Genomic DNA, 12,390 nt, shown 5'->3' on the forward strand with positions numbered 1-12,390 from the left:
ATACCTATGAGAAAATTTCGCAAAAGTATAGCAAATTAGAAGGGATTTTGTGCTAATCTAGACAAAAATTTACGGAAATTTTATGAAAAAGACTTATTTCATTTCAGATCTTCACCTGAGCGAAATCCAGCCCAAATTGACCGCACTTTTCTTAGACTTTATGCACAATGTTGCCCCAACTGCCGAGGCAGTTTATATTCTCGGTGACTTATTTGATTTTTGGATTGGTGATGACGAACAATCGCCATTAATCGCTCAAGTAAAAAGAGCCATTAAAAATATCACGGAAAAAGGCATTGCCTGCTATTTTATCCACGGCAATCGGGATTTTCTTATCGGTCAGCGTTTTGCCAAAGAAACCGGTATGGTCTTATTACCTGATTATCAACTTATTGATCTTTACGGCACGCCGACACTGCTCTGCCACGGCGACACGCTTTGCATTGATGATGTGAAATACCAACAATTCCGCCAAAAAGTCCATCAAAAGTGGCGACAATGGCTGTTTCTCCATTTACCCTTAAAAGTGCGGTTAAAAATTGCGGAGAAAATTCGAGCAACAAGCCGCAAAGACAAAGCACAAAAACCTGATGACATTATGGATGTTAATCAGTCTTTCACTTTAGCCAAAATGCAGCAATTCAATGCTCCACTCCTGATTCACGGGCATACCCACCGTGAAGCGGTTCATCAATATGATGGCAAAAAGCGCATTGTATTAGGTGATTGGCGAACTGATTACGCCTCAATTTTAGTATCGGAAGAGAATGGCGAAATTTATTTCCTAAAATAACACCTCAAGTGTTGCAGATCATCTTTTCACACTTATAACTTTTTCATCTATCAAATAGCCTTTATTTCTTTCCAAAAGCCAAACTCCTCACGTACTATCAATCTGCAAGTGATTATTATGAGAGGAGTTTTTTTATGTCGCAATTTTCCATTCACACTATTGAAAGCGCACCAGAAGAAGCAAAAGATGCATTAACTGCGGTTAAAAATGCCAATGGATTTATTCCAAATTTAATTGGTGTATTAGCCAATGCTCCGACGGCTTTAGAAACCTACCGTACCGTGGGCGGGATAAACGGTAGAAACAGCCTTACCACAACAGAACGGGAAGTCGTACAAATTACGGCAGCAGTGGTGAACGGCTGTGGGTTCTGTGTTGCAGGCCACACTAAAATTGCCTTAAAAGTATTAAAGTTAGAGGAAGAATTAGTGAATCAAATTCGTGCCACCGCACGTATTGAGCAAGATCAGAAATTAGATACACTGGCACGCTTTACCCTTGCCGTCATACTACAAAAAGCCAAACTAACACCGGCACAACTGCAAACTTTCTTTGCTGCGGGATACACCCAACAAAATGCTATTGATGTGATCTTAGGTGTCAGCTTGGCTACATTGTGTAATTACGTTAATAACATTGCCGACACGCCGCTTAATCCTGAACTTCAACCTTTTGCATAGGGATTAATGTCTTAACGACGGCAGTAGATCTCGTTACCGTCTGTTATTCATTTTCGTTATAACCAAATATGACGAGATATAAAATAGGGACTGTGCACACTTTATTTTTTGCCTGCATTATCAAAACTACACAGTCCCCATACTTTCACCTTTTCATTTTTCACCCCGTTACCCGTTAATAAAAGGAATCACTATGACACAACGAGACCTTTATCCCCATGAAATTCTACAAGATGTCATTGACAAGAGTTATGCCAAATCACAAGGTCATCTAAAAACCTTAACCATATTAAGCTTTTTAGGCGGCGGTTATGTGGGTTTCGGTTATATGGCTTATCTGAAAGTTATCAGCGGTATCCCATCCGAATGGGGCGGACTTGCCACCCTGTTAGGAGCGGCGGTATTCCCGATTTGCTTAATTTGTATTCTCATCGGTGGCGGTGAGCTTGCGACGGGAAATATGATGATGATGGCATTAGGTCGTTTAAGTAAGCGGGTAAGCCTTAAAAAACTCACACGAAACTGGATTATCGTTAGCCTTGGAAATCTTGCCGGCGCACTCTTTATGGCATTTTTCTTAGGTCATTACGTGGGATTAACCGAAGGGGCTGCTGCCTCTAAAACAATAGCCATTGCCGAAGCGAAAGTGCAAATGGATTTTTCACGGGCATTTATTTCTGCCATTGCCTGTAACTGGATGGTTTGTATGGGTATTTGGTTTTATTTTGGTGCAAAACAAACATCGGGTCGAATTCTTGCTATGTGGTTTCCTGTGATGATCTTCGTCCTTATCGGCTTACAACATTTCGTCGCCAATATGTTTATTATTCCGGCGGGAATCTTTGCCGGCGCAAAGGTAACATGGGGTGAATTCTTCTTAAATATGATTCCGGTTTTTCTCGGCAATGTTACCGGTGGCGCGGCGTTTGTGGGAGCTTCTTATCTATACGCTTACCGTCATTTATTGAAAGAAGACTATCAGATCTAGATGTCATAAAGTGCGGTTAAAATCAACCGCACTTTTCATTTCATCGATTAGAAACTCGATCCCGGTTGGGTTAAAAATTCGATTTCTTCTGCGCTACTTTCCCGCCCTAATACGGCATTACGATGCGGATAACGACCGAAACGATCAATAATGACCTTATGTTTCAATTCAAAATCAACGCTTTCCTCAGGGCCAAATTGTTCAAATAAAGGCAGTGCTTGTGCATGAATCACTTTGCTTTCGCTATGCATTAAAGGCATTAGCATAAAATGGCGTTCACGCACGGTCATATTTTTAAATTCGGGTTGTTTAACCGCCTCTTGTGCCAATGCAATTGCCATATTGTCTTGAGCAAATGCTAAAGGACTACCACGATGTAAATTACGAGAAAACTGGTCTAACACAATAATTTCGGCTAACCGCCCCTGCACCGTTTCACGCCAATGGCTTAATTCCGATTGAGCCGCTTGCCGCCATAAATCATAAAACCGCTCACTGATCTGACGATCAAATTCCTCACTTTTAGCAAACCAAAACGGTTTTGTTTCCTCATTAAACCAAAAATCAAGTACCTGTTGATAAGCCATTTCTCTCTCCTGTTAATAATAAAACGAACGATATTTTACAAGAAAACCACTTGATAAAGAATGCTGTAAAACAACACGCAAACGTTTTCGTTTTCCTACCTTTTCCTTTATAATAGCGCGCAATTTTCATTTCTATTCAGACTCAAAGGGAATCCTTATGTTTCAAATTTTCCGTGGCTCACCTGCCCTTTCCGAATTCCGCATCAATGGCTTAATGCAAAAATTCCAACAAAACGGGCTGGCAGTGCAATCCGTCTATGCCGAATATGTCCATTTTGTCGAACTCAATACGCCCCTTTCCAGCGAACAGGAAACGAAGCTAAAAGCCTTGCTCCACTACGGCCCGACATTGGCAGAACACGAAGCAAACGGTGAAACCTTTATTGTTATTCCACGTGTCGGTACCATTTCTTCTTGGTCGTCCAAAGCGACAGATATTGCCCATAATTGTGGCTTGAAAGAAGTGGATCGGATTGAACGCGGTCTTGCCTATTACTTTGAATTTAACCAACCTTTAGATGAAAAAACACAAGAAAAATTAACCGCACTTTTGCACGACCGTATGATGGAAACAGTAATACGTGATGCCAAATATGCCGAAATTTTATTCCGCCACCAAGCGCCAAAGGCCTTCACCACAGTGGATATTTTAGGCGGGGGGCGCCAAGCCTTGGAAAACGCCAATATTGAATTGGGGCTCGCTTTAGCTGAAGATGAAATTGATTATTTGGTGGAAAATTTCACCGCACTCGGCCGCAACCCGAACGACATCGAACTTTATATGTTCGCCCAAGCAAATTCCGAACACTGCCGCCATAAAATCTTTAATGCGGACTGGGTAATTGATGGTGAAAAACAAGAAAAATCCTTGTTCAAAATGATCAAAAATACCTTCGAGAAAACTCCGGATTTCGTGCTTTCCGCTTATAAAGACAATGCCGCAGTGATGGAAGGTTCAAAAGTTGGTCGCTTCTTTGCCGATCAAGACGGGCAATATCGTTACCACAATGAAGATACGCACATTTTAATGAAAGTGGAAACCCACAATCACCCAACTGCGATCTCACCTTTCCCCGGTGCAGCAACCGGTTCCGGCGGCGAAATTCGTGATGAAGGCGCAACCGGTCGTGGTGCAAAACCGAAGGCGGGCTTAACCGGTTTCTCCGTATCAAATTTGGTGATTCCAAACTTTGAGCAACCTTGGGAAAACCCGCTTTCTAAACCTAATCGCATTGCCTCCGCCCTTGATATTATGATTGAAGGCCCGTTAGGCGGTGCGGCATTTAATAATGAATTTGGTCGCCCTGCATTACTCGGTTATTTCCGTACTTATGAAGAAAAAGTAAACAGTTTTAATGGCGAGGAAATCCGTGGCTATCATAAGCCCATTATGCTGGCAGGCGGTATCGGCAATATTCGTGCAGAACACGTCCAAAAAGGTGAAATTCCTGTTGGGGCGAAACTGATTGTATTAGGCGGCCCGGCGATGAATATCGGCTTAGGCGGCGGTGCGGCGTCTTCCATGGACAGCGGTAAATCAAAAGAAGATTTGGATTTTGCTTCCGTTCAACGGGAAAATCCTGAAATGGAACGCCGTTGCCAAGAGGTTATCGACCGTTGCTGGCAACTCGGTGAAGATAACCCAATTTTATTTATCCATGATGTGGGGGCAGGCGGTTTATCTAATGCTATGCCTGAATTGGTACACGATGGCGAGCGCGGCGGTAAATTTGACTTACGTTCCATCCTTTGTGATGAAAAAGGAATGTCTCCGCTCGAAATTTGGTGTAACGAATCACAGGAACGCTATGTTTTAGCCATCGCACCGGAAAAATTGGATTTATTTACCGCACTGTGCGAACGCGAACGTGCACCGTTTGCGGTGATTGGTGAAGCCACAGAAGAAAAACATTTAACCTTGCACGACAGCCATTTCAACAATGATCCGATTGATTTGCCAATGAATGTGCTGCTCGGTAAAACACCTAAAATGACCCGTAATGTACAATCAAGTGCGGTCAAAAATCCACCTGTTTCACAAGACAATATTGTGCTGAAAGAAGCACTCCACCGTGTATTACGTTTACCGGTGGTGGCAGAAAAAACCTTCCTCATTACCATTGGCGACCGCTCTGTCACCGGTATGGTGGCACGGGATCAAATGGTCGGGCCATGGCAAATTCCGGTTTCCGATGTGGCGGTCACCACCGCAAGTCTTGATAGCTATAATGGTGAAGCCATGTCAATGGGCGAACGTGCACCAGTGGCATTACTTGATTTTGGTGCCTCTGCTCGTTTGGCCGTAGCGGAATCCATCACTAATATCGCCGCGACCAATATTGGCGAGATTAAACGCATTAAACTTTCCGCAAACTGGATGTCGGCTGCCGGTCACGGTGGCGAAGATGCGGGACTTTATGAAGCCGTGAAAGCGGTGGGGGAAGAACTTTGCCCTGCGCTTGGTATCACCATTCCTGTGGGTAAAGATTCCATGTCAATGAAAACCACTTGGGAAGAGAATGGCGAGAAAAAAGCCGTCACCGCTCCACTTTCTTTAGTGATCAGTGCCTTTGCCCGCGTGGAGGATGTTCGCAAAACCGTCACACCGCAACTTCGTACCGATAAAGGTGCGTCCCGACTGTTGCTAATTGATTTGGGTGAAGGTAAAAATCGTCTTGGTGCGACCGCACTTGCCCAGGTTTACAAACAACTGGGCGATAAACCGGCAGATGTAGAAAATGCGGGTGCATTGAAACACTTCTTTGAAGCAATGCAAACCCTTGTGGCTGAACGTAAATTATTAGCTTACCACGACCGTTCCGACGGTGGATTAATCGTCACCTTGGCGGAAATGGCATTTGCCGGAAACTGTGGTATCGAGGTGGATATTTCCGCCTTAGGCGATAATGATCTCGCCGTGTTATTTAACGAAGAACTGGGAGCAGTCATTCAAGTAGCGGAAAGCGAATTAACCGCTGTACGTGAAATCTTGAATGCGCATAATTTATTACCGCTTACCCACGAACTCGGTGCAGTCACAACGGAAAATCACATTGAAATCGCTCGCGGCAATAAAAAATTACTCAGTGAAAAACGTTCTGAATTGCGTGGAATCTGGGCGGAATTAACCCATCAAATGCAACGTTTACGGGATAATCCGGAATGTGCCGATCAAGAATTTGAGGCGAAAAAAGATCCGAACAACAATGGATTATCTGCTTTCTTAACCTATGATCCGAATGAAGATATTGCCACGCCTTATATTGCGAAAGGGGCAAAACCGAAAGTTGCCGTGTTGCGCGAACAAGGCGTAAACAGCCATGTGGAAATGGCGGCGGCATTTGACCGTGCCGGATTTGCTGCGGTTGATGTGCATATGAGTGATTTAATGGCGGGTCGTTACCATTTAAATGATTTTAATGCGATGGTCGCGTGCGGCGGTTTCTCTTACGGTGACGTTCTCGGTGCCGGCGGTGGTTGGGCAAAATCTATTTTGTTTAACCCACAATTACGTGAACAATTTAGTCAATTCTTCGCCAATGAAAACACCCTTTCTTTAGGGGTGTGTAACGGTTGTCAGTTTATCTCCAATCTTGCGGAAATCATTCCGGGTGCGGAAAACTGGCCTCGCTTTGTGCGAAATAAATCGGAACGTTTCGAAGCCCGGGTCGGTTTAGTGAAAATCAATGACACACATTCCTTATGGTTCCAAGGTATGGCGGGTTCACATATGCCAATCGCCGTATCCCATGGTGAGGGACGTGTTGAATTCAAAACAGCGGAAAATTTAACCGCACTTCAAGCACAAAATTTAATTATTGCGCAATATATTGATAGCCACCTAAATGTAACGGAAAGCTATCCGGCAAACCCTAACGGTTCTGTATTAGGTATCACGGCGATTTCTAATGCGGATGGCCGAATCGCAGCAATGATGCCGCACCCTGAACGGGTATTCCGCGCCGTGAGCAACTCTTGGTATCCGGAAGATTGGAGCGAGGATGGCGCTTGGATGCGATTGTTTAGAAATGCACGGGTGCAGTTTAAATAATCAGGAACGGTTGGGCTTTAAATATATCGATGTAATTTATACTTAAAGCCCGATATCATCTGAATATACGACCGCAAATGCGGTCGTTTTTCTTTGTGTTTTACTCCACCATTTTCTTCAGTTGATATAAATACGCTAAAGCCTGTTTCGGGCTTAGTTCGTCCGGATCAAGCTTTTCAATGGCTTCGCGAAGTGCGTCTGTTTCCTGTTCAAAGGTAAGTTCCCCTTGATGTCGATTCGCCTCACGCAAGGCTTGAATTTGCTGTTCAGCAGCATGCCCCGATATTTTTTCTAATTGCGTTAGTTTTTGTTTTGCCAGTTTAATTACCGATTGCGGTACTCCGGCTAAAGCCGCAACCGCCAACCCGTAACTTTTACTTGCCGCGCCCTCCTGCACGGCGTGCATAAAGGCAATGGTGTTATTGTGTTCAAGGGCATCCAAATGAACATTAATAATGCCGGGAAATTGCTCCGGTAAAGCCGTGAGCTCAAAATAGTGGGTCGCAAATAAAGTCAGCGCATGAATTTTCGCCAGATATTCCGCACATGCCCAAGCAAGAGAAAGCCCGTCATAGGTGGACGTTCCACGTCCGATTTCATCAATTAGCACAAGACTTTGGGCACCGGCTTGATGCAAAATATTTGCCATTTCGGTCATTTCCACCATAAAAGTCGAACGACCTGAGGCAAGATCATCCGAAGCACCGATTCGGGTAAAAATACGATCAATAGGCCCGATTTTTGCCTTATCTGCCGGCACAAAGCTGCCGATATACGCCATTAACGTGATCAGCGCGGTTTGTCGCATATAGGTGCTTTTCCCCCCCATATTCGGGCCGGTGATGATAAGCAAATGGCGGTCTCTATGCAATTCAACGGGATTCGCGATAAAAGGTTCTTTCAGCACTTGTTCCACAACCGGATGACGGCCGTTTTCAATGCTGACACAAATATCATCACAAAATGTCGGCATCACATAATTTAAGGTATCGGCACGTTCCGCCAAGTTTACCAATACATCCAATTCCGATAACACAAGGCTTGCCAACTGCAATGCGCCCAAGTGTGGGAGTAATAAATCAAAGAGTTCATCATAAAGCTGTTTTTCCAATGCCAATGCCGCACCTTTGGATTTCAATACTTTGTCTTCGTACTCTTTCAGTTCGGGAATAATGTAACGCTCGGCATTTTTTAAAGTTTGACGACGAACATAATGAATCGGGGCTTTATGTGCTTGTCCTTGGCTGATTTGAATATAATAACCGTGAACCGCATTAAAACCGATTTTCAGGGTATCAATGCCGGTGCTTTCACGTTCGCGTTGTTCCAAATTTTCTAAATATTGGGTTGCCCCCTCAGAAAGAATACGCCATTCGTCCAATTCGCTATGATACCCTTCTGCAATTACGCCACCATCACGAATCAGCAACGGTGGCATTTCAACAATTGCCCGTTGTAGTAAGTCGCATTGCTCGGTGAAATCGGCAACTTTCTCAAAAAGTGCGGTCATAAACGGCGGTGTTTTTTGTCGGATAACTGAACGCAGGTTCGGAATTTGTTCCAAAGCGGTACGCAAACGGGTTAAATCACGCGGACGTGCCGAACGTAACGCCACCCGAGCCAAAATGCGTTCCATATCCCCCACCTGTTGTAAGTAAGGTTGTAATTCATCCACCAAATCAAAATTCAGAATTTCTGCGATGCTTTGTTGGCGTTGTTGGAGTTTTTCAATATGACGGATCGGCTGATGAATCCAACGTTTCAAAAGACGGCTACCCATTGGGGTTACACATTTATCCAATACGGCAACCAATGTATTATCACTCCCACCGGCAAGATTTTGCGTTAATTCTAAATTGCGTCGGGTTGCGGCATCCAACTGAACGTAATCTTGATTTTGCACGACACTAATGCTTTGAATATGAGGTAATGCCGTACGTTGGGTTTCCTTTGCATATTGCAACAAACAACCCGCCGCACTCAGTCCAAGCGGTGATTTTTCTACGCCAAAGGCGCGCAGATCTCTCGTGCCGAATTGACGGTTGAGCTGGCTAATCGCCGTACTAAGTTCAAATTCCCAAATAGGACGACGGCGTAAACCTTTGTAGTGCTCAATTAATGCCATCTCACCGAAATCTTCACAGTACAGTAATTCTACCGGTGCAATACGTTGCAGTTCCGCTTGCAAGGTTTCTTTGCCGTCGAGTTCGCATAGCTGAAAGCGACCGGATGTCATATCCAGCGTCGCCAGTCCAAATTTGTCTTTTTCTTGATACACAGCGGCAATCAAATTGTCTTGGCGTTCCGGTAACAGGGCTTCATCACTCACCGTACCGGGCGTCACAATACGCACGACTTGGCGTTCTACCGGCCCTTTGCTCGTTGCCGGATCGCCCACTTGTTCACAAATTGCCACCGGCTCGCCCAATGCAACTAACTTCGCTAAATAACCTTCAACGGCATGATAGGGTACACCTGCCATCGGGATCGGCTCGCCTGCCGATTGTCCTCTTTTGGTTAAGGAAATATCCAACAAGGCGGCGGCTTTTTTAGCATCGTCATAAAACAGCTCGTAGAAATCCCCCATACGATAAAACAGCAAAATATCCGGATTTTCTGCTTTGAGTTTGAGATATTGTTGCATCATGGGAGTGTGCTGAGAAAAATTATCTTCTGAAATCATTGAGTTACCTGTTTTTGATAAGAAAATAGACGGCAATATCGGCCGGCAAATATAGGTTTTCGAGTAGGCTATTTTAGAGGTTGAGAGAGGAAAAAGCCAATCACAATTACTGTGGCACTGAAATGATGAACCAAAACACAAGAAAAAGTGCGGTCGTTATAACATTGGTTTTTATTTAAAACTTACTACGCTGCTTGCTTTTACTACTTAATGAGAGGCTCAAATTAGGTTTGATTATCTACGAGGAATAAAACTAAAGAAAAATAAACCGCACTTTTGTGCGGTTTATGTTGCCATCGTCAATCTTATTGAGCGGCTTTTAATTTTTGATAATAGCCTTCATACAGCTCAATGGCATCATCAACATCAAGTTGCCATTGACTTCTATCGATCACATCTTGAGCGATAAATGTCGCACGATCATCCGTCAATTCTTTCGGCAAACGTTTCAATGCATTGAGATTGGAAGTGGGATAACCGATTTGTAAGGTCAGTTTCTCAGCTACATCGGCGCTTAACAGATAATTAATCAGCTTATGTGCCCCTTCCACATTTTTAGCGGTTTTCGGAATAGCTAAATTATCAATCCAGAGCATCGTGCCCTCTTTCGGGTAAACCATGTCAATTTTAACCCCTTCGTTTTTTGCAATACGCACGGAGCCATTCCACAATAAGCCCACTTCGGTTTCTCCCGAAATAAAGCTGTTGGACGGATTATCCGAATTAAATGCCAAGATATTCCCACGCAACTTGAGCAATTCTTGATAAGCCTCTTCCAATACTTTTGGATCTTGCGTATTCGGGTCTTTGTTCATTTTTAACAGGGCAATATTGAACAATTCTCTTGGATCATCCAACATTTGTAAGCGCCCCTTAAATTCAGCGTTCCATAGATCGCCCCAAGATTGAAATTGGGCGGGATTCTGTGTTTCTGCGTTATAGGCAATGCCGGTCGCCCCGAATAATTGCGGTAATGAATATTTGTTGCCCTTATCAAAAGGTTTATCCAGCATATTCGGATCTAATTCTTTGATAACGGGCAGTTTTTCGTGATTTAATTCTTTCAGCATATTTTCCCGTATCATTTTGGATACAAAATAGCTGGTTGGCGCAATCACATCATAACCGCCGTTTTCGCCTTGCGTTTTCAGTTTGGCATACATTGTTTCGTTTGATTCCAAACTGGACACAATGACTTTAATACCGGTTTCCTTGGTAAAGTTATCCAGTAACCCCTCCGGCACATATTCACTCCAAGTATAGAGATAAACCGTATTGTCATTTGCGGTTGCAATATTGTGAGTGCCTAATAAAAATACACTTGAAGTAAAAAGTGCGGTCCATTTTTTCATAATTTTTTATTCTCCTAGTAACAGAAAATAAAACCAGATCTCCGTAAAGTAAGATCGCCACACTCAAAGAGGGAAGAACCTTAGTATTTGAGGCTCAGTGATTGTAGGGCAAAAGGTCAAATTTGCAACATCTTTTTAACATTCACCCCATATCGGGATTGGAAATAATGCGATATATGATGAGTTTTTAAACGCAGAAAAAGCCAATGGCTATCAATTCGGCTTTTCAAAAAATTGCGTGATGTTTTTCATGACATTTTCCCTTAAACCGTCCCGTTCAAATAAAATCTCATGTTTTGCCTGATGAACCAATTCACAACTTGCATTGGGGAAAAGTGCGGTCAGTTTTTGCAGAGTTTTGTTGTCCACGATTTTTTCTTTTTCCGATTGCAAAATCAGCACGGGAATTTCAATCCGGGGGAGAATAGAAGGAAGGCGTTTTATCGCATTGAGGCATAAATGCACCCAGCGAAAAGTCGGGCCGCCAAGATGAAGAGCAGGATATTTTCGGTTGATTCGATTCATCCATTTCATTCGGGTTTTACAAAAGCTTAATTCATTACGTTCAAGATGTGCCGGTTTGTAAGCCCCTTTGCCAAACACATAACGCGTGCCCTGCCCCAGTAAATTCATGGTGGCAATAATCAATTCATCACGCAGCGGATGTTTTAACGGCACGCCGAAAAAAGGCGAAGATAACACAGCTTTTTCAATATGATGATCGCAATTCGCCAAATAGTAGGCAGCAATCAACGAACCAAGGGAATGCGACACCAAATGTTGGGTTTGATAGTCAAAAAGTGCGGTAGTTTTTTCGATCACTTTTTGCATATCCGCGACATAAAAACGAAATTCATCCAAATGCCCTTTTTCCGGGTCGTTTAAAAGCCGTTCGGAATAGCCCTGCCCGCGATGATCAAATAACAACACATCGTAGCCCTGATGATAAAAATCATAGCTCAGCTCCGACCATTTCATCATATTTTCCGTCCGCCCGTTCACCAAAATCATCAATTTTTTGGTTTTACTTGCAGGCTGCACGAAATGACGATAAGCAATACGAATATTTCCTTTTCCAAGAAGATATTGAGTCGGCGTGCTTTCAAAAAAAGGCAATAATTCCACTAAGGCAAATTGGCAAAAACGGGGTTCTCGAATCATAATCATTATTCCAACGGCTTTTGGATAAAAATAACGCAATTAATGGGCTTTTGTCATATTTCGATGTCATGCCATCATTCAGAAAATCAACCAAA

8 protein-coding genes are annotated in these 12,390 nt (G+C 43.5%); 4 read left to right on the forward strand and 4 right to left on the reverse strand.

Features of this window, described 5'->3' with window-relative positions:
• The first annotated feature begins 82 nt into the window (after nucleotides 1-82).
• The 3 genes from lpxH (at nucleotide 83) to PNEUHYL_RS04390 (ending at nucleotide 2,461) form a co-directional block, all read left to right on the forward strand.
• Nucleotides 83-793, forward strand: a complete 711-nt coding sequence (lpxH, locus tag PNEUHYL_RS04380; RefSeq protein ID WP_059366034.1) for a UDP-2,3-diacylglucosamine diphosphatase — start codon at nucleotides 83-85, stop codon at nucleotides 791-793.
• Between the two features lie 134 nt (nucleotides 794-927).
• The gene (locus PNEUHYL_RS04385) at nucleotides 928-1,473 is read left to right on the forward strand and encodes a carboxymuconolactone decarboxylase family protein (protein ID WP_059366035.1); all 546 of its coding nucleotides are present in this window, start codon (nucleotides 928-930) and stop codon (nucleotides 1,471-1,473) included.
• Between the two features lie 193 nt (nucleotides 1,474-1,666).
• Entirely contained in the window at nucleotides 1,667-2,461 is a 795-nt protein-coding gene (locus tag PNEUHYL_RS04390; RefSeq protein ID WP_059366036.1) for a formate/nitrite transporter family protein, read from the forward strand.
• A 47-nt stretch (nucleotides 2,462-2,508) separates the two neighbouring features.
• Here PNEUHYL_RS04390 and PNEUHYL_RS04395 read toward each other — a convergent pair whose 3' ends face one another.
• Entirely contained in the window at nucleotides 2,509-3,048 is a 540-nt protein-coding gene (locus PNEUHYL_RS04395; RefSeq protein ID WP_059366037.1) for a DUF924 family protein, read from the reverse strand.
• 157 nt (nucleotides 3,049-3,205) lie between these two features.
• Here PNEUHYL_RS04395 and purL point away from each other — a divergent pair, with 157 nt between their 5' ends.
• Nucleotides 3,206-7,099 (forward strand): phosphoribosylformylglycinamidine synthase, encoded by a 3,894-nt coding sequence (gene purL, locus PNEUHYL_RS04400; RefSeq protein WP_059366038.1) that lies wholly within the window; start codon nucleotides 3,206-3,208, stop codon nucleotides 7,097-7,099.
• A 100-nt stretch (nucleotides 7,100-7,199) separates the two neighbouring features.
• On the opposite strand, the gene mutS is transcribed toward purL, so the two are convergent.
• From mutS to PNEUHYL_RS04415, 3 genes are all read right to left on the reverse strand, one after another.
• Entirely contained in the window at nucleotides 7,200-9,782 is a 2,583-nt protein-coding gene (gene mutS, locus PNEUHYL_RS04405; protein WP_059366039.1) for a DNA mismatch repair protein MutS, read from the reverse strand.
• A gap of 305 nt (nucleotides 9,783-10,087) precedes the next feature.
• Nucleotides 10,088-11,134, reverse strand: a complete 1,047-nt coding sequence (locus tag PNEUHYL_RS04410; RefSeq protein ID WP_059366040.1) for an extracellular solute-binding protein — start codon at nucleotides 11,132-11,134, stop codon at nucleotides 10,088-10,090.
• A 213-nt stretch (nucleotides 11,135-11,347) separates the two neighbouring features.
• Nucleotides 11,348-12,295 carry an alpha/beta fold hydrolase gene (locus tag PNEUHYL_RS04415; RefSeq protein WP_059366041.1) on the reverse strand — a complete coding sequence of 316 codons (948 nt, stop codon included), beginning with the start codon at nucleotides 12,293-12,295 and terminating at the stop codon, nucleotides 11,348-11,350.
• Nucleotides 12,296-12,390: the final 95 nt, after the last annotated feature.

Origin of the sequence: Rodentibacter caecimuris (genome assembly GCF_001019715.1) — a bacterium.
Taxonomy (GTDB): domain Bacteria; phylum Pseudomonadota; class Gammaproteobacteria; order Enterobacterales; family Pasteurellaceae; genus Rodentibacter; species Rodentibacter caecimuris.

What these genes read in the sequence shown, in the direction of transcription:
- lpxH (WP_059366034.1), top strand. Translation starts at nt 83, where the DNA reads ATGAAAAAGACTTATTTCATTTCAGATCTTCACCTGAGCGAAATCCAG.
- PNEUHYL_RS04385 (WP_059366035.1), top strand. Translation starts at nt 928, where the DNA reads ATGTCGCAATTTTCCATTCACACTATTGAAAGCGCACCAGAAGAAGCA.
- PNEUHYL_RS04390 (WP_059366036.1), top strand. Translation starts at nt 1,667, where the DNA reads ATGACACAACGAGACCTTTATCCCCATGAAATTCTACAAGATGTCATT.
- PNEUHYL_RS04395 (WP_059366037.1), bottom strand. Translation starts at nt 3,048, where the DNA reads ATGGCTTATCAACAGGTACTTGATTTTTGGTTTAATGAGGAAACAAAA.
- purL (WP_059366038.1), top strand. Translation starts at nt 3,206, where the DNA reads ATGTTTCAAATTTTCCGTGGCTCACCTGCCCTTTCCGAATTCCGCATC.
- mutS (WP_059366039.1), bottom strand. Translation starts at nt 9,782, where the DNA reads ATGATTTCAGAAGATAATTTTTCTCAGCACACTCCCATGATGCAACAA.
- PNEUHYL_RS04410 (WP_059366040.1), bottom strand. Translation starts at nt 11,134, where the DNA reads ATGAAAAAATGGACCGCACTTTTTACTTCAAGTGTATTTTTATTAGGC.
- PNEUHYL_RS04415 (WP_059366041.1), bottom strand. Translation starts at nt 12,295, where the DNA reads ATGATTCGAGAACCCCGTTTTTGCCAATTTGCCTTAGTGGAATTATTG.